At 45.0% G+C, this 17,071-nt stretch carries 18 protein-coding genes; 7 read left to right on the forward strand and 11 right to left on the reverse strand.

All coding sequences use genetic code 11. The features are described 5' to 3' along the window. Positions 1-5: 5 nt before the first annotated feature. From NST79_RS12340 to NST79_RS12350, 3 genes are all read right to left on the reverse strand, one after another. On the reverse strand, positions 6-476 hold the full coding sequence (locus NST79_RS12340) for a GNAT family N-acetyltransferase (protein ID WP_015251768.1): 471 nt from the start codon (positions 474-476) through the stop codon (positions 6-8). Between the two features lie 185 nt (positions 477-661). Continuing rightward, on the reverse strand, positions 662-1,000 hold the full coding sequence (locus tag NST79_RS12345; RefSeq protein WP_015251767.1) for a YolD-like family protein: 339 nt from the start codon (positions 998-1,000) through the stop codon (positions 662-664). Beyond that, the gene (locus NST79_RS12350) at positions 997-2,235 is read right to left on the reverse strand and encodes a DNA polymerase IV (RefSeq protein WP_212058853.1); all 1,239 of its coding nucleotides are present in this window, start codon (positions 2,233-2,235) and stop codon (positions 997-999) included. The genes NST79_RS12345 and NST79_RS12350 overlap by 4 nt, the downstream gene beginning before the upstream one ends. 165 nt (positions 2,236-2,400) lie before the next feature. Between NST79_RS12350 and NST79_RS12355 the strand changes: the two genes are divergently transcribed. The 3 genes from NST79_RS12355 to NST79_RS12365 all read left to right on the forward strand — a co-directional run bounded on the left by NST79_RS12355 (position 2,401) and on the right by NST79_RS12365 (position 4,600). Further along, positions 2,401-2,607, forward strand: coding sequence for a YqzH family protein (locus tag NST79_RS12355; RefSeq protein ID WP_015251766.1), 207 nt, complete (start codon positions 2,401-2,403; stop codon positions 2,605-2,607). Positions 2,608-3,158: 551 nt separating this feature from the next. After that, the gene (locus NST79_RS12360; protein WP_015714218.1) at positions 3,159-4,412 is read left to right on the forward strand and encodes an MFS transporter; all 1,254 of its coding nucleotides are present in this window, start codon (positions 3,159-3,161) and stop codon (positions 4,410-4,412) included. Positions 4,413-4,441: 29 nt separating this feature from the next. Then, entirely contained in the window at positions 4,442-4,600 is a 159-nt protein-coding gene (locus NST79_RS12365) for a hypothetical protein (RefSeq protein ID WP_004398585.1), read from the forward strand. Here the strand turns inward: NST79_RS12365 and NST79_RS12370 are convergent. The 5 genes from NST79_RS12370 to NST79_RS12390 all read right to left on the reverse strand — a co-directional run bounded on the left by NST79_RS12370 (position 4,597) and on the right by NST79_RS12390 (position 9,185). Then, complete coding sequence (locus tag NST79_RS12370; protein WP_003230391.1) at positions 4,597-4,983, reverse strand: VOC family protein; 387 nt, start codon at positions 4,981-4,983, stop codon at positions 4,597-4,599. The two genes, NST79_RS12365 and NST79_RS12370, sit on opposite strands and share 4 nt — an antisense overlap. A 4-nt stretch (positions 4,984-4,987) precedes the next feature. After that, positions 4,988-5,947, reverse strand: coding sequence for a type I pantothenate kinase (coaA, locus tag NST79_RS12375; RefSeq protein ID WP_003245966.1), 960 nt, complete (start codon positions 5,945-5,947; stop codon positions 4,988-4,990). Between the two features lie 71 nt (positions 5,948-6,018). Next, positions 6,019-7,365 (reverse strand): D-serine ammonia-lyase, encoded by a 1,347-nt coding sequence (gene dsdA, locus NST79_RS12380; protein WP_192857883.1) that lies wholly within the window; start codon positions 7,363-7,365, stop codon positions 6,019-6,021. A gap of 75 nt (positions 7,366-7,440) precedes the next feature. Then, a complete protein-coding gene (locus tag NST79_RS12385) occupies positions 7,441-8,220 on the reverse strand; it encodes an SDR family oxidoreductase (protein WP_015483409.1) in 780 nt (259 codons plus the stop codon). Positions 8,221-8,225: 5 nt separating this feature from the next. After that, positions 8,226-9,185, reverse strand: coding sequence for an MBL fold metallo-hydrolase (locus NST79_RS12390; RefSeq protein WP_043857773.1), 960 nt, complete (start codon positions 9,183-9,185; stop codon positions 8,226-8,228). A 404-nt stretch (positions 9,186-9,589) separates the two neighbouring features. Between NST79_RS12390 and proC the strand changes: the two genes are divergently transcribed. Next, the gene (proC, locus tag NST79_RS12395; RefSeq protein ID WP_212058854.1) at positions 9,590-10,426 is read left to right on the forward strand and encodes a pyrroline-5-carboxylate reductase; all 837 of its coding nucleotides are present in this window, start codon (positions 9,590-9,592) and stop codon (positions 10,424-10,426) included. Between the two features lie 39 nt (positions 10,427-10,465). On the opposite strand, the gene NST79_RS12400 is transcribed toward proC, so the two are convergent. Continuing rightward, positions 10,466-12,109 (reverse strand): M20/M25/M40 family metallo-hydrolase, encoded by a 1,644-nt coding sequence (locus NST79_RS12400; protein ID WP_003230379.1) that lies wholly within the window; start codon positions 12,107-12,109, stop codon positions 10,466-10,468. 171 nt (positions 12,110-12,280) lie between these two features. Between NST79_RS12400 and namA the strand changes: the two genes are divergently transcribed. Next, positions 12,281-13,297, forward strand: coding sequence for an NADPH dehydrogenase NamA (gene namA / locus NST79_RS12405; RefSeq protein ID WP_003230377.1), 1,017 nt, complete (start codon positions 12,281-12,283; stop codon positions 13,295-13,297). A gap of 109 nt (positions 13,298-13,406) precedes the next feature. Continuing rightward, positions 13,407-14,168, forward strand: coding sequence for an alpha/beta hydrolase (locus NST79_RS12410; protein ID WP_003230373.1), 762 nt, complete (start codon positions 13,407-13,409; stop codon positions 14,166-14,168). 43 nt (positions 14,169-14,211) lie between these two features. Here the strand turns inward: NST79_RS12410 and rpmG are convergent, their stop codons facing one another. Both rpmG and rnz read right to left on the reverse strand, forming a co-directional pair. Beyond that, positions 14,212-14,361, reverse strand: coding sequence for a 50S ribosomal protein L33 (rpmG, locus tag NST79_RS12415; RefSeq protein ID WP_003226511.1), 150 nt, complete (start codon positions 14,359-14,361; stop codon positions 14,212-14,214). A gap of 81 nt (positions 14,362-14,442) precedes the next feature. Beyond that, positions 14,443-15,366 (reverse strand): ribonuclease Z, encoded by a 924-nt coding sequence (gene rnz / locus NST79_RS12420; protein ID WP_080529516.1) that lies wholly within the window; start codon positions 15,364-15,366, stop codon positions 14,443-14,445. A gap of 226 nt (positions 15,367-15,592) precedes the next feature. Here rnz and zwf point away from each other — a divergent pair, with 226 nt between their 5' ends. Then, entirely contained in the window at positions 15,593-17,062 is a 1,470-nt protein-coding gene (gene zwf / locus NST79_RS12425; RefSeq protein WP_003230367.1) for a glucose-6-phosphate dehydrogenase, read from the forward strand. The last annotated feature ends 9 nt before the right edge of the window (positions 17,063-17,071 follow it).

The following is a 17,071-nucleotide window of genomic DNA, read 5'->3' on the forward strand; positions in this document are numbered from 1 at the left end:
CCCCCTCATATGTTTTTGACAAACAGTACCCTGTCTTGGCCCGGACCATCATAGTTTGCAAACACTGAGATGCCATTTACCGTCTTGGTGCCCTTTTCAATATCAAACCCCAATTTTGTGTGATATGCGATTGATACCTTATTCACAGGTGAAGTGACGCACTTTACCCGGGTGCAGCCTCTTTGTTTTACTGTTTCGATAAATACATCATACAATTGTTTCCCAATTTGCATTTTTCTGAAATCCGGATGCACACCGGAAAAATGAATGTACGCCGTTTCAGGATCCGATTGCGATTGAAATCCGATTAAAAATCCCGTCATGCTGTTATGTTCGGATGTAATAAAGCTTGTGTCCTGAAAATGCTCAAAAAATAGTCTCGGCAATTTTTCTTTCAGCTGTCTGCCGCCCCACCATTCATTCAGTACAGACGTTACCATTTCATAATCTGAAGACATGATTGTTCGAATATCCATTACGATTTGATCTCCCTCCGTCTGGCAAAACGAATGTCAGCTCTTTTTCTCACAATATAAAAATTATATTTTGCCTGGCTGGAATTGTAAATGCCTTCTTTCCTTTATCATACGTTTCCAGACTGCCGAGGGAACAATGTTTGATCATTTTACGCCTATTTCTCCCCCAAGCAGGAGGAAAGACTTTACAGCACAATATCAAGCACTTGATCAAGTTTCAGCTTATAAAGATGATCCTCGTCTCCTTTTATCCATACTGCTTTTTCAAACTCTTCATACCGGCAGATTTTCCCGGTGCAGCGGACAATTTCACCGTCCTGAAAGCAGCTGACAGTGATATCCTGAGCAAACTCCATCGCGACGCAAAGCGTTTGATTCATCTCTTCCAGCTTATCGGGGTCAAGGATCGGCTTTTGCAGCTTCTGTTTAAGTCGCTTTCTCTCCAGCAGGTTTTGCTTATGTTCCGGCAGAAACATCCTGCTCCCTTCCCACAGCAGGTTGCCCCTTTTTAAATGGTCGTTCATTTATAATGCCCCCCTATTTTAGCCGCACGTTCAAATGCCTGGCCTGCCGCTGTCAGTGACGCCGCCCTGATGATTGCTGTATCGCCGAATCGATTTTTAATGCCATCCATCACATAGCCTAGGCTCATTTTCTTTGCATAATCCTGAAATAAATTGAGCTGCCATATGTCATCAGATGAGAGCTGAGACAGATTGACACCGAGACGGCGGACAGGTTTCCCGTCCCAAAATGTAAGAAACAGCCGGCGTACAGCCTCATATACATCCTGCGTAGAATTAGTCGGCTCTGCCAGCTTCACTTGCCGGTTGAAGCCCATCGGCCAATCAAAATCAGCACCCCGGCAGCTCACTGACACCGTCTGCCCCATGACCCCGGCGTTTCGGCTTCGCCTGCACACTTCTTCACTCAGCTCAAGCAATACGACCTTGATTTCTTTGTCAAAGTGTTCGTAGTCTCTCGGGAGAGTCATTCCATGGCCTATCGCCTTTTGCCCGTCCAGAGACGAAGTTGACACAGGGGAATAGTCGATTCCGTTTGCCGTCATCCACAGCACGTGGCCGTTAATGCCCCATTTCTTTTTTAAAAGATCGAGCGGAAAAGCCGCGAGCCCGCCGATCGTGCTGATGCCCATTCGATTTAAATGATGCTTCATGCGGCTCCCGACGCCAAACATGCTGCCCACCGGGAGCGTCCACATTTCGGTTTTCATATTTTCTTTCGTTAAGGTAAAAATACCGTTCTTATTCTTTTTGGCAAAATTGTCACACGCAATTTTGGCCAGCGCTTTGTTAGGGCCGATTCCGACCCGCGCATAAACGCCGATCTCCCGCATGATTCTGCCCTGAATGCTTTTCGCGATCTCCATCGGCGTCCCAAACAGCTTCTGGCTGCCTGTAATGTCCATGAACTGTTCATCGATAGAATAAGGCTCCACAAGGTCTGTATACTCCTCGAGAATGGCCGTAATTTGCAGTGATACATCAATATACCGTTGCATACGCGGCCGGAGCACAACAGCCTCAGGACACTTTTCCTGCGCCTCCCACAGCCGTGAAGCATTCACCACACCTTTTTGTTTCGCCAGCGGGCAGGCAGCCAATACCACTCCGCCCCTTTTTTCAGGGTCACCCGAAACAATGACAGGCTTATTTTTCAAATGTGGATTTTCCGCTTTCTCTACAGATGCATAAAACGATTGCATGTCAACGAGAAAAATCACTTTTTCTTTCATCATACACACCTCTAAAAAGAACTTATGTTCGTTTTTCATTATATGCGAAAGTATGTTCGTTTTATACTGGTAAATGATTCTTGTCTGACAGAAAATATGATCCAAGGGTTTGAGAGAAGAAAAACATTTAGTAGAATAAAAGCGAAGCATAAGGATAGGAGAGTCATGATGGAGAAATTTGTCGAAAAAATGATGGGACAGGCATTGCGTCAATACGGCAGAAACGTTGCTATAGACCCGTTAAGCCCGTATGAAAAACAAAGCCTGAAAGCGGCTCTACAAGAGAGACGGAATGAAGAACCGGATGAGGATTTGCATGCGCATATAGAAGATATCATTTATGACTATGTCACAAACCAAGGTCTGTTCTCTTAAACGCATGACTGTCAGTTCTTTCAGCCGCTGATGCGGCTTCCCTTTGAAAACACCGCCTGAAACAAATAAACAGTCTCAGGCTTACAGAAAAAAGCAGGATTTTCTCACGCTCCATAGATTCATATGGCCTGGCGTAAAATTCCCCTCAGTGCTCGCGCAAAACGGAATAAGCTGTCCATGATCACGCGTATACACTTTTTCGAAGAGATGTGCTCTCTTGTTCTGTCATGCGGCCCATGCCGGTTTTCAGCGTACATCTTGACTCATAGCCGGTTTCACTGCCGATATGATCTACGTCCTGGCGGCTTAAACTAACACACTCTCACTGACCAATCGCTTTGCTTTTCATCGGACATCCCGTCATTTTCCTTCTTCAATTTCAAGATGTAAACTCCGTCAGCCACACGCATCCTCAACGCATAGTATATTGCCATCCATACAATCAGGCATACTACATGTCAATAACGAAATATTTTGAACGATCTATTGGAGAAGGAAATTTTTTCATATATGATAGAGAAAGATCATACATACAGGAGAGAATATAATTCATGAAGAAATGGAAAGATATCCACCCGATCAGCTGGACAATTATAATCGGAACCATTTTCGGCAGAATGGCAACATCGATGAGCATTCCTTTTTTAGCGATTTATTTGACAGCCGTCCAAGGCGCATCAGCTTCCTATGCAGGGCTGGTCATTGCCGCGAGCTCATCAGTCGGCATCCTCGCAAGCTTTTACGGCGGATATATCTCAGATAAATTCGGCAGAAAAAACATGATGCTTGTATCGATTTTCGGATGGATGCTGGTATTTGCAGGCTTTGCGGCAGCATCTAATCTCTGGGTGTTTTTTGTAGTAAACGCATTAAACGGTCTTTGCAAATCACTGTTTGAGCCCGCTTCAAAGGCCTTGCTGTCTGATATGACAGAAGAAAAAACGAGACTGCTAGTTTTTAATTTACGCTATGCGGCTATTAATATCGGCGTTGTCTTCGGACCTGTGCTTGGCCTATATTTCGGCTCATCGCAATCGACTACGCCCTTTTTGGTGCCTGCAGTCATTTACGGACTATACGGAATTGTGCTTGCCCTCCAATTTAAAAAACATCCATCCTTATCAGCACCAGCCCAGTCCCGAAATATGAGCGTGCGGGAAGCGTTTATGGTCACGCAAAAGGATTATCTTTTTACCATTGCTTTGGTCGGCATTACGCTATGCACCTTCGGCTACTCACAATTCAGTTCCACATTCCCTCAGTATATGGCGCAGAACCCCTTGATCGGCAATGGAACGAAGCTGTATGGGCTGATGCTGACATTAAACGCAATCGTTGTGTTGGCGACGCAATTTCCCATTGTCCATTTTGCAAAACGGTTTTCGCCGCTTTGTTCTCTGATGCTCGGTAATGTGATGGTTAGCATCAGCATGGCCATTTTCACCGTATCACACGGTGTTCCATCAATTGTGATGATTGTCATCACATTTACAATCGGCGAAGTGCTTTTATTCTCTATGATGGATTTGTATGTAGACCAGATTGCAAAACCAGGATTAAAAGGCACTTATTTCGGGGCAATCGGTTTTTCACAGCTCGGAAACGTCATCGGCCCTTGGGTCGGGGGGATATGTATAGACCTGTTTGGCGCTGGCCGGCCGATTTATATTTTTTCTGTCCTGAGCGGCATTACCCTGCTCGGCCTGCCATTTTTAGCGTTCGCCTATCGGCAAATGAAAATGGAGACCACAAAACACCGTTCCCGTCTGGAAAAGCCGCTTTACATAAAAAACGGAAGAGAATGAATCTCTCCCGCAAACATGAGGTGAAGAACATGAATATAGGTGATGTGATGTTTCAGCTGTTTGTATTTATTATATTTGCCGCTGTCGTCTTTGCGGCTGTTACAGGCTTCAAGTATGCGAAAAACCGAAAAGCGCAGCTGGATCGCATTGAGAAAAAGCTGAACAGCCTGTCCGAAGATCACGATTAACAGCTTGGGGCAACGAGCTCTACCTTAATCCGGTCTGGATCCTCACAAAAGACTGCATAATGCCCGTCTCCTCCGGCAAAAGGATGCCTGTCTCGGTACAACACACGATAACCTTTTGCCGTCAATTTTTCAGTCATCTGATCGACTTGAAGCTTGGATTCAGCATGAAATGCGAGATGGTTCAGACCGACTCGGCATCTATGGTATTTCGGCTCTAGAAATGACTCTTTCGCCTGCACAATCACTAGGTAAAAACGATCTTTCTTCCAGCTGATGCCTGAGCTCCATTTTTGATACTCTTTATAACCAAGTTCTTTTAAGAACCAGCCCCAAAACCGCCTAGACGCCTCCAAATCAGAGACATATAGTTCAATATGATGCACAATTTCATACCCTCCTTACCAGCACTTCCTCGACCTTATGCCCGTCTCCCTTACGCAAAATGAGATCTGACCTGAATTTAGTCGGCAAAATATTTTCATATAAATTCGGCCGGTTGACACTCTCCCAAATCGAGGCTGCCATCTCGTCAGCCTCCTGATCGGACAAGTCTTTAAATTTATGAAAATATGAATCAGGATTTTGAAAAGCTGTTTCCCGAAGCAGGCGAAAACGCTCTAAATACCAAGTGAAAATCCGGCTTTCCTCCGCATCCACATAAATCGAAAAATCAAAGAAATCGGAAACAAAAATACGCGGGTTTTCCCGGTCATCCTCCAAGGTGGGCGACTGAAGAACATTAATGCCTTCAATAATCACAATATCCGCCTGTTCTACAACCTCGAACACACCTTCCTCGCGGTCATAGGTTAGATGGGAATACACCGGGGCCTTTACGCTGTCCTTTCCTGATTTTAAGTCATTCAAAAATTCGAGCAGCGCCTTTACATCATAGCTTTCAGGAAATCCTTTTCTTGACATCATATTTTTCTTTTTCAGCTCGGCAGTAGGAAATAAAAAACCATCTGTCGTGATAAGGCTCACTTTTGGACGGTCAGGCAAACGCGAAAGCAGCTTCTGCAAGATCCGCGCCGTCGTGCTTTTTCCGACTGCGACACTGCCAGCAATGCCGATAATAAACGGAATTTTGGCTGAATGTGGGTGCTTCAAAAAAACATTGACATGCTTATTGCGTTCAGCCGCAGACTTGACATGTAAATGAAGCAAGCGAACAAGCGGAATATAGATCGTCTCCACTTCTTCAACAGATAGATAATCATTCAATCCTTCCACAGCTTTTGCCTCTTCTTCAGATACAGCAATCGACAAATGCCCCCCAAAACCAGACCAAGACTCCCGATTGTGCTGTGTATATAAAGTATGTAGGTTAAGTTCTTTATTTTTCACTGTTTACACCTGACTCTCTGTAGGTTAAAACCCTTACAAAGATTGTAACGGAAAACCTTTTCACTGTCTGCTTATTTTTCATTTCGTTTTTTTAGCAAATCAGCACCGATTCGGTTATACGCAGCCATTTCATCTTTTGGAACCATGCTTCCTCCCGTTCCCCAGACGACATGTACGGCATGTTCCATCTTATATTTCTGAGCATAGTGCCTTCCCTCTTCTGTCGTAAGAAGCTGAACCGGCCCGAACATGCCGGCAAGAGCCGAGGGCTCTAAATATTTATCTTCAGATACAGCCAACATATGAAGCAAAGTATAAAGCGTATTGTCCTCTACCGTATAACAGCCGCTCAGAAGCGGTTCAATCAGCTTGCCGACAAATCCTGACGGTCTCCCTACGGCAAGTCCGTCAGCAGCAGTCTGATTATCCAGGCCGATATCCTGGACGGAGATCTTTTCGTGAAGTCCTGAATAAAGCCCTAACAGCATACAAGGTGAATGAGTTGGTTCTGCGAAAAACACATGAACATGATCTCCGTATAAAAGCTTCAGCCCAAATGCTACACCGCCCGGTCCTCCGCCGACTCCGCACGGCAGATACACAAACAAGGGCGTCTCAAGACTTGGCTTTATATTCATACAGTCAAGCTGTGTTTTTAATCGGCTTGCGGCAACAGCATATCCTAAGAACAGCTGACGAGAATGTTCATCATCAATAAAATAACAGAATGGATCTTGTTCCGCCTGCCGTCTCCCCTCGTTCACCGCTTCGCTGTAATCTGTTTCGTACTCCATAACAGTGACTCCCTTTTGGCGGAGGAGATCCTTTTTCCACTGCTTAGCATCGGCGGACATATGCACTGTCACGCGAAAGCCGAGTGCCGCGCCGATGATGCCGATGCTTAAACCTAGATTTCCTGTCGAACCGACAGCAATCGAATAGCGGGAGAAAAACCCGGTAAACCGCTCTTCCTGTAAGATGCGGTAATCATCGGTTTCCTGAAGCATCCCTTCTTGAAGCGCGAGATTTTCAGCATGCTTTAACACTTCATAAATCCCGCCCCTCGCTTTAATCGATCCTGAAATCGGAAGCTCATGGTCGCACTTTAAAAGCCATCTTCCGGGAAATGGCTGTTGATATGCCGCTTCCAGCTTTCCCTTCATATGCTGCACCTCAAAAAGCGGAGACTCGATGATTCCTTTAGCGCCTTTCGTCTCAGGAAACACCTCGGCAATGTAAGGTGCAAACCGCTGCATTCTTTTTTCCGCTTCCGCTATCTCGGTTGCCGACTCATCTGCACGGGGTATTGGCCCCTCTTTCTTGCCTGAATTTGCCCAGAATACAGGCTCTGCATCAATCAGTTTCTGAATAAACGGATCTTTAAGCAGAGCATGAAGGACTTCTGAATGAACTGACATTCAACAATCTCTCCCTTCCACTATCAAAAACTGCCTCGTGAGAAACAAGCCACTCCACCACAGGCAGTTCCATCATTATTTTTTCATGAGCGCGCGTCCTGCCAGCTTTTCTACAAGAGCTGGAAACAGCTGATACAGCTTAGTGCCGGCATTCATTAAACGCGGAAGATTGATCTCCCGCTTTTTCGTAAAAATTGCAGCTGTAATTTGAGCTGCCACGTCATCAGGATCAAGCATCCAGCGGCCGACATTTTTGGCGTAGTCCCCGCCTTTATCAGCAATGGAAAAAAAGTCCGTCTGAATCGGTCCCGGGTTGACTGTTGTCACATAAATGCCGGTTCCCGAAAGCTCCATCCGCAAAGCGTTTGAGTAACCTAACACGGCATGTTTGGTCGCGGAATACAGGCTAGACTTCGGTGTTGCGATTTTCCCCGCTTGAGAGGCGATATTGATGATATGGCCCTTTTTTTGCTCAAGCATTTGCGGAAGCACCGCTTTTGTACAGGCGATCAAGCCGAAGACATTCACATCAAACATCGCTTTCATGTCATCCAATGTAGAGTCTAAAACCGTTTCAAATATACCGAAGCCCGCATTGTTAATCAGTACATCAACCGAGCCGATCTGATCGCGGACCCGGGCAATATCCTCTAGGCGGCCGACATCCAGAGGAAAAATCTCACACTGTCCGCTCCATTCCTCGGTTATTTTCCTTTTGATTTCTATCAAACGATCCTCGCGTCTAGCCGACAGCAGGACATGGGCTCCTTCAGCCGCGCATAAGTATGCGATTCTTTCACCAAGCCCTCCTGAAGCGCCGGTTATCCAAATCCTTTTTCCCGCTATATGTTTCACCCATTTCACCTCTTCATTGTTTTAAAGTATGCGGTATTTCCTTCCCAATATGACGTGATGGCTTCTTCAGCCTCCAACACATCAAGGTGACCTGCCGTTTCTGACATCGTTAAAAACAATTCCTTTTCATATACAGCAGGAAAAAGCTGCTGACAGACCTGAAAAGCGGTCATTGGCTTTTCATCCAGCATGCGACGCACATCCTCCGTCCTGTTCCTCTGCTTGTCAAAACGCTTCTCAATCAGCGCTTGTACACTGGTGATAGGCTCGCCGTGACCAGGAAATACGATTGTTGGATCAAGTTGAGACAGCCTTCGCAATGACCGCTGATAATCCACTAAAGGCTTTGACCTGACGTCTCCCGCTTTCGGCGCTTCCAAAATCGGATTAGACGAGCTGTTGGCCAGCAGTAGATCGCCGCCAAGCATCCTTCCGCTTTTTTCATGGAACAGAACGATATGCGATTCAGCATGTCCAGGCATCTCCAACACAGACCAGCCCTCAAGCCCATCTATGCCCATACCTTCTCTGATTGATTTTGTCAGAGATCTCGTACAGGAAAATGCGTACGCTGATCGAATCAGCTTTTCCGCCTTCCCCGTATCAAATGGAACGCCTAATTCAGGCAGCAGCTTTTGAAAAAAACGTTTTTGCCAATCCATAAAGGCTTGATTTCGGCTGATATAAGGTTCGTTGAATGTATGCCCAATCACTTCGATTTCATCTGAAAAGACATCAAGCAAGCCTGCATGATCAGCATGATGGTGAGTCAGTACAACCTGCTCGATATCTGACATTTTCACATTTACAGCGGCAAGCTGCTCTTGCAGGGCTCTGGCAGCCTCTTTTGTATTCGGCCCGGCATCGATAAGTGTCAGTGCATCACCTTTTACGAGGTAAACGATAACATCGCCGACAGCAAACGGCGTCGGGACGCGGATCGCAATTACATCTTCAGTTGTCATCCTTTCGCTCCTTGTCTTCATTCATTATTCATATTTTAGCTTTTTCTCGGTCTTGTGTCATTATTGCAGAATGAGAACAAACCTTTTTGAAAAAGCTATTGACATTAGCTTGTCCGCCATTGCATAATGAACAACAAACTAAAACGAGAACCATTGGAACGCTATGACGAGGAATAGTATACAAGGCAATGGCCTAAGAGAGCGATACCCCCGGCTGAAAGGTGTTGCGGCCCGCTTGTTTGTAGAACCTGCCCTCAAGTCGCGGTTAGGAAAACCTAAACGTTTCCCGCGTTACGGGGATTTGAGCTGAGCACAATTTGTGCTAATGAGGGTGGTACCGCGAACCTTTTCGTCCTTTACGTGATGAAAAGGTTTTTTGTTGTTCTGATAGAAGGAGGATATCAATGAAAAAGATAGGATTTGTCGGCGCCGGGTCAATGGCAGAAGCAATGATCAACGGCATTTTGCAAAGCGGCATCACAAAACCAGAACATATCTATATTACAAATCGCTCAAATGACGAGCGTCTGATTGAATTAAAGGAAACGTACGGCGTGCGTCCATGCAGAGATAAAAATGAGTTTTTCACTCACACCGATATCATTATCCTCACTTTCAAACCGAAAGACGCGGCGGAAAGCATCGACAGCATACGGCCGTATATCAAGGACCAGCTTGTCATTTCAGTACTTGCAGGCCTTACCATCGAAACCATTCAGCATTATTTTGGCAGAAAGCTCCCGGTCATTCGCGTCATGCCGAATACATCAGCGGCAATCAGAAAATCAGCAACCGGATTTTCCGTAAGCGCTGAAGCAAGCCAGAATGATATTAGTGCCGCAAAAGCTCTATTGAAAACAATCGGTGATGCAACACTGGTTGAGGAGCGAGATCTTGACGCTGTCACTGCAATCGCAGGCAGCGGCCCGGCCTATGTGTATCGTTATATTGAGGCGATGGAAAAAGCGGCACAAAAAGTAGGATTAGATAAAGAAACGGCAAAAGCACTCATTTTGCAGACAATGGCAGGGGCAACAGATATGCTCCTTCAAAGCGGCAAACAGCCGGAAAAGCTGCGTAAAGAAATCACCAGTCCTGGGGGCACTACAGAGGCAGGTCTTCGCGCTTTACAGGACTCCCGCTTTGAAGAAGCAATTATTCACTGTATTGAAGAAACAGCTAAACGGAGCGCAGAAATCAAAGAACAGTTTGCCGTTGCCGCCTTAGAGAGACATTCTTAGATGTAAGACAAAAACAGAAGGCACTGTGCCTTCTGTTTTTTATTTTTCCCGCAGCAGCTGGCCGGCAGATTCTGATTGCTTTAATAGCGCGGAGATCGTAAATGAAAGCAAATCGGGAAGCACTTCAAAGGAATAAGGCATATACAATCTTTCCGTCCATTTATGCGGGTCTTTACCAGCCGGACCGACATTTAAAACCGGAACATATAAAGCCTGATTTTTACCGCTTGGCAATGAATATCCTCTGTTAAAGAGCGGCATATTGCTTGTGTATGCATCAACCTCCTGTTTTTCCAGCTGAAGATAACTCAAGTCCGAAAGTCCGGGGAAGTACTGAACCTCCCGTAATGCAATGCCGTATCGCTCAGCCGCATAATGCTTTATCTGATCTGCTGTATTTCTGATCAATTGATCATCCTTTGAAGAAACAGCTGGATAAAGCGGCGGACTATAAAACAGAACGATGAGCGGCGCATCCTCCTTACAAAGCGAAGCAAGCTCAGAAACAATTTTCGTCGAAAAATCCCTGTCTCCAAGCTCCCCCCTGTTAGCAAAGGCATAATTTAGAGCCCGCTCTGTTTCCGAGATCCCCGCACGCTTTTTTGCACGCGAGACCAGCTCATCAAATGTCAAAACAGTGACGTCCCGCTCAATCGGCTGAAATGGCTCAAATTGTTGAAAATCCTGTGTTTTCTTCCGAACGTTCGACATGATTTCCTCCGCCGCCTGTTCTGCTGTTTTAAGCAGCATCTGATGCAGCTCACTAGCTGAGCGTTTCATTGACAGCACATTAAATAATGTGACGGCTGTATGCGGTGTCTGGACTGAATATGCCTCTTTCAAGTCCTTTTGCATTAAGTTTACCGGCGGCGGAGTGACCTCGCCATCAACCTTTTCGCAATAATCAGCATTCAGTTCAAGCAAACGGTTAATCTCAGATACCATTAAATTTGCGTTTAGACCTGAAAACGGCTCTCCAACATGTGTCTCAATCCCCTTGCAGAAAAAACCCGCAAGCACCTTGCCAATGCTTCCTGTATAAAAATATTGCTGCTGATCGCCGGGAAATTTTTCAAACATCGGTTCGGCATTCAGGCAAGCGGTTAATGTGATATCATGCTTTTTCTCCATCTCCTTCAATGCAGGAACCGCTTCAATCATGCCTCTTGAATTCACTTCCTCGTCCGGAACCGTTATCAACAGCAGATTGCCCTCAAAATGCCCGTTCATTGCCCTCTCCAGCATCGACAGTTGAATACAAAGCCCCGCTTTCATATCCATCGTCCCTCTTCCGAACAGCCAGTCTCCGCTTTCGGCATCTCTTCTCACACGTTCCGGGAGCAGCTCTTTTTTCTCTAAAAAGGAGCTCAAAAGCTCAGCAGGCTTGCAAGCCATATGTTTAAATTCGCCGTAATCTTCTATGTCAACGACATCAAAATGACTCAGCAGAAGCACTGTCTTTTTGACATTCTTCTTTTTGACTAGAGCCGTAAGAAAAGATCTGCCATCGTCCATCGGATGAAGTGTTACATCATCAGGGTGCTTTTGAAAATAGGGCTTGTCCTTCAAAATAAAATAAAGATACTCTGCAAGCGCTGCCTCGCCCTTTGAACCGGTGATGCTTTCGTATTGCACAAGAGAAGTTAAAAGTGCCAGCAATTCGTCCTTCGTCTGCCAATTCATTGATTCCGCCCCTCCTATGAATAAAAATGCTTCTATACTGAAAAATAAACTGATTTCTCGTCTATTATACAGAAATGTTTGACAAAAGCGGTTCATTTGAGCAGTTTATATGACGGGAAAGAAATGACTTGATATAATCAATCTCTAAAAACCTTACGGGAGGCGAAAGAAATGGCCAGAAAATTATTTACACCTATTACAATTAAAGATATGACGTTAAAAAACCGCATTGTCATGTCGCCAATGTGCATGTATTCTTCTCATGAAAAGGACGGAAAATTAACACCGTTCCACATGGCACATTACATATCGCGCGCAATCGGCCAGGTCGGACTGATTATTGTAGAGGCGTCAGCAGTTAACCCTCAAGGACGAATCACTGACCAAGACTTAGGCATTTGGAGCGACGAGCATATTGAAGGCTTTGCAAAACTGACTGAGCAGGTCAAAGAACAAGGTTCAAAAATCGGCATTCAGCTTGCCCATGCCGGACGTAAAGCTGAGCTTGAAGGAGATATCTTCGCTCCATCGGCGATTGCGTTTGACGAACAATCAGCAACACCTGTAGAAATGTCAGCAGAAAAAGTAAAAGAAACGGTCCAGGAGTTCAAGCAAGCGGCTGCCCGCGCAAAAGAAGCCGGCTTTGATGTGATTGAAATTCATGCGGCGCACGGATATTTAATTCATGAATTTTTGTCTCCGCTTTCCAACCATCGAACAGATGAATATGGCGGCTCACCTGAAAACCGCTATCGTTTCTTGAGAGAGATCATTGATGAAGTCAAACAAGTATGGGACGGTCCTTTATTTGTCCGTGTATCTGCTTCTGACTACACTGATAAAGGCTTAGACATTGCCGATCACATCGGTTTTGCAAAATGGATGAAGGAGCAGGGTGTTGACTTAATTGACTGCAGCTCAGGCGCCCTTGTTCACGCAGACATTAACGTATTCCCTGGCTATCAGGTCAGCTTCGCTGAGAAAATCCGTGAACAGGCGGACATGGCTACTGGTGCCGTCGGCATGATTACAGACGGTTCAATGGCTGAAGAAATTCTGCAAAACGGACGTGCCGACCTCATCTTTATCGGCAGAGAGCTTTTGCGGGATCCATTCTTTGCAAGAACTGCTGCGAAACAGCTCAATACAGAGATTCCGGCCCCTGTTCAATACGAAAGAGGCTGGTAATGCCCATAAGAGATATCCTGTAGAGGATATCTCTTTTTTTATTTTTAGAGAAACGATCGGCTAAGGTTCTCCGTCTCCCTAGTAGAACCAATTAGAGGAGATGACTCCAATGAAATCAGCTTGGATGGAAAAGACATATACAATTGACGGATGTGCGTTTCATACACAGCACCGGAAAGGATCAAGCGGTGTAACGATTGTCTTTGAGGCCGGCTATGGTACTTCTTCTGAGACGTGGAAACCATTAATGGCGGACATTGATGATGAATTTGGCATTTTCACATATGATCGGGCAGGCATAGGAAAAAGCGGGCAAAGCAGAGCTAAACGAACAGCTGATCAACAAGTGAAAGAATTGGAGAGTTTGCTTAAAGCAGCTGATGTAAAACCTCCTTATTTGGCTGTTTCACACTCATACGGAGCTGTCATCACCGGTTTATGGGCCTGCAAAAACAAGCATGATATTATCGGCATGGTCCTTCTTGACCCAGCTTTAGGCGATTGCGCCAGCTTTACCTTTATACCCGAAGAAATGCACAAATCACATACGAGAAAGATGATGCTTGAGGGCACACATGCAGAGTTTTCAAAAAGTCTGCAGGAGCTCAAAAAGCGGCAAGTCCACTTAGGAAACATGCCTCTTCTTGTGTTGTCATCAGGAGAACGGACTGAGAAATTCGCTGCTGAACAGGAGTGGCAAAACTTGCACAGCAGCATATTGTCTCTATCTAACCAAAGCGGCTGGATTCAAGCTAAAAACAGCTCCCACAACATCCATCATGATGAACCTCATATCGTTCACTTGGCTATTTATGACGTATGGTGCGCAGCGTGCCAGCAGGCCGCTCCTCTTTACCAGGCAGTCAATTAACGTAAAAAAAGACCGGGCCGTAAGGGATTCCCGGTCTTTTATATTATTTTGTTTCACGGTGAAGGGTATATTTCTTTAAACGCGGTGAATATTTTTTCAGCTCCAAACGGTCTGGATTGGTGCGTTTATTTTTTGTTGTGATGTAATTTCGGTCTCCCGTTTCAGTGCAGGCTAAAGTAACATTTACTCTCATAATTAACATCTCCTTATAAAGCGTAATGATTACGTTTTATTATACAACGTCATCACAAATTGTCAAATAAGAGCTCCGCCTTCAGTCTCGCGGGACGTTTACCTCTAAGAAATCATATGCCGCCACGCTATTGGGGAAAACGTCAACCGCTTCTTTTTGAAGCTCCAAAGAAGCATCTCCCTGATATCTTGCGCTGATATGGGTTAAAATGAGCTGCTTCGCTCTTGCTTCTTTCGCTGTTACAGCCGCTTGTTCCGTTGTACTGTGATAATAATCATAAGCAAGTTTACGGTCTTCCTTAGCAAAGGTTGCTTCATGAACAAGCACATCACAATCCCTCGCAAGCTCTTTTAGTTTGTCACTTACTCTCGTATCACCGGAGAACACAACAGATCTTCCCTTTTTAGGAGGCTCCAGAAAATCATTCCCATTGATGATTCGTCCGTCTTCAAGCGTTACCGTTTCGCCTTTTTTGATTTTCTGATATACAGGTCCGGGCGGGATGTTCATTTCTTTTAATACGTCAGCCTTCAAGGAACCCGGTACGTCTTTTTCCTGCACACGGTACCCGAAGGCTTCCACTCCATGAATAACAGATACCGCTGTGACAATAAACTGATCGTCCTCAAACACGATTCCTTCTTCAATTTCCTGGATCGCAAGCGGATATGTCAAATGGGTTTTCGTGACGGCAAGGCTTGTTTCAATAAACGCCTTGATCCCTTTAGGTCCGTACACTGTCAGCTCGTCCTCTCCGCCTTGAAAGGAACGGCTCCCCAGAAGCCCCGGAAGTCCGTATACATGATCGCCGTGCATGTGTGTAATAAAGATTTTCTCTATTTTACGAGGTTTAATCGTTGTATGTAAAATTTGATGCTGTGTGGCTTCCCCGCAGTCAAAAAGCCATACCGAACGCCTTTCTTCAAGCAATTTTAATGCCACCGACGTTACATTTCTCGCCTTGGCGGGGATGCCGGCTCCCGTCCCTAAAAAAAGTAATTCCACGTTTCCTTCCTCCTACTAGAACCAGATACCTACAAGAATACAGGATCAAGCGGAAAATGTGAATCTTGCCTCTGAAAAGAACAATCCTTTCGTGCTAGAAACATTTTTTCAGCATTCTGCTTAAAAAAGGGCTTAAATGTTTGCTTTCGTTGAATTTTAGATTTAAAATGAAGGAAATATACGGGGTGTACTAAAATAAAGCTTCGAATAAAGTGAGGTACTTTTAGTGAAAACAAACCAACAACCAAAAGCAGTAATTGTCATATTCGGTGCAACTGGAGATTTAGCAAAACGAAAATTGTATCCGTCTATTCACCGTTTATATCAAAACGGACAAATCGGAGAAGAGTTTGCAGTGGTAGGAGTTGGAAGAAGACCTTGGTCTAATGAGGATCTTCGCCAAACTGTTAAAACATCCATTTCCTCATCTGCAGATAAGCATATAGATGATTTCACGTCTCATTTTTACTATCACCCGTTTGACGTGACAAACCCTGGTTCTTATCAAGAGCTAAACGTATTGCTTAACCAGCTGGAAGATACATATCAAATTCCTAACAACAGAATGTTCTACTTGGCAATGGCTCCTGAATTCTTCGGAACGATTGCAAAAACATTAAAATCAGAGGGTGTAACAGCTACAACCGGCTGGTCCCGCCTTGTCATCGAAAAACCGTTCGGCCATGATCTGCCAAGCGCACAGGCATTGAATAAAGAAATCCGCGAAGCATTTACGGAAGATCAAATTTACAGAATCGACCATTATCTAGGCAAACAAATGGTTCAGAACATTGAAGTGATTCGATTTGCCAATGCGATTTTCGAACCGCTTTGGACAAACCGCTACATTTCAAACATTCAAATCACATCTAGCGAATCACTAGGCGTTGAAGACCGCGCAAGATATTACGAAAAATCAGGCGCCCTTCGCGACATGGTGCAAAACCATATTATGCAGATGGTTGCCCTTCTTGCAATGGAGCCGCCTATCAAATTGAACACAGAAGAAATCCGCAGCGAAAAAGTGAAGGTGCTGAGAGCACTGCGTCCTATTGCAAAAGACGAAGTGGATGAATACTTTGTGCGCGGACAATATCAAGCTGGTGAAATTGACGGTGTACCGGTTCCTGCTTATACAGATGAAGATAATGTCGCTCCTGACTCCAATACAGAAACCTTTGTTGCCGGCAAGCTCCTGATCGACAACTTCAGATGGGCTGGTGTTCCATTCTACATCAGAACCGGAAAACGAATGAAAGAAAAGTCCACAAAAATTGTCGTTCAATTTAAGGACATTCCGATGAACCTGTACTACGGTAATGAAAACAACATGAATCCGAACTTGCTTGTCATTCATATTCAGCCTGACGAAGGCATTACGCTTTACTTAAATGCTAAAAAGCTTGGCGGAGCAGCACACGCACAGCCAATCAAACTCGATTATTGCAGCAATTGCAATGACGAGTTGAACACCCCTGAAGCATATGAAAAACTAATTCACGACTGTCTTCTTGGCGATGCAACAAACTTTGCACACTGGGATGAAGTTGCCCTTTCTTGGAGCTTTGTCGACTCTATTTCTGAAACATGGGCAGCAAACAAAACCTTATCTCCTAACTACGAATCAGGCTCAATGGGACCGAAAGAATCTGATGATCTTTTGGTGAAAGACGGCTTACACTGGTGGAATATATAATAAGAAGAA

This window comes from Bacillus sp. PS196 (assembly GCF_037963555.1).
Classification (GTDB): Bacteria; Bacillota; Bacilli; order Bacillales; family Bacillaceae; genus Bacillus; species Bacillus subtilis.

What these genes read in the sequence shown, in the direction of transcription:
- NST79_RS12400 (WP_003230379.1), bottom strand. Translation starts at nt 12,109, where the DNA reads ATGAATTGGCAGACGAAGGACGAATTGCTGGCACTTTTAACTTCTCTT.
- NST79_RS12345 (WP_015251767.1), bottom strand. Translation starts at nt 1,000, where the DNA reads ATGAACGACCATTTAAAAAGGGGCAACCTGCTGTGGGAAGGGAGCAGG.
- NST79_RS12410 (WP_003230373.1), top strand. Translation starts at nt 13,407, where the DNA reads ATGAAATCAGCTTGGATGGAAAAGACATATACAATTGACGGATGTGCG.
- NST79_RS12365 (WP_004398585.1), top strand. Translation starts at nt 4,442, where the DNA reads ATGAATATAGGTGATGTGATGTTTCAGCTGTTTGTATTTATTATATTT.
- NST79_RS12350 (WP_212058853.1), bottom strand. Translation starts at nt 2,235, where the DNA reads ATGATGAAAGAAAAAGTGATTTTTCTCGTTGACATGCAATCGTTTTAT.
- NST79_RS12340 (WP_015251768.1), bottom strand. Translation starts at nt 476, where the DNA reads ATGGATATTCGAACAATCATGTCTTCAGATTATGAAATGGTAACGTCT.
- rpmG (WP_003226511.1), bottom strand. Translation starts at nt 14,361, where the DNA reads ATGAGAGTAAATGTTACTTTAGCCTGCACTGAAACGGGAGACCGAAAT.
- NST79_RS12390 (WP_043857773.1), bottom strand. Translation starts at nt 9,185, where the DNA reads ATGACAACTGAAGATGTAATTGCGATCCGCGTCCCGACGCCGTTTGCT.
- NST79_RS12360 (WP_015714218.1), top strand. Translation starts at nt 3,159, where the DNA reads ATGAAGAAATGGAAAGATATCCACCCGATCAGCTGGACAATTATAATC.
- namA (WP_003230377.1), top strand. Translation starts at nt 12,281, where the DNA reads ATGGCCAGAAAATTATTTACACCTATTACAATTAAAGATATGACGTTA.
- proC (WP_212058854.1), top strand. Translation starts at nt 9,590, where the DNA reads ATGAAAAAGATAGGATTTGTCGGCGCCGGGTCAATGGCAGAAGCAATG.
- NST79_RS12355 (WP_015251766.1), top strand. Translation starts at nt 2,401, where the DNA reads ATGGAGAAATTTGTCGAAAAAATGATGGGACAGGCATTGCGTCAATAC.
- dsdA (WP_192857883.1), bottom strand. Translation starts at nt 7,365, where the DNA reads ATGTCAGTTCATTCAGAAGTCCTTCATGCTCTGCTTAAAGATCCGTTT.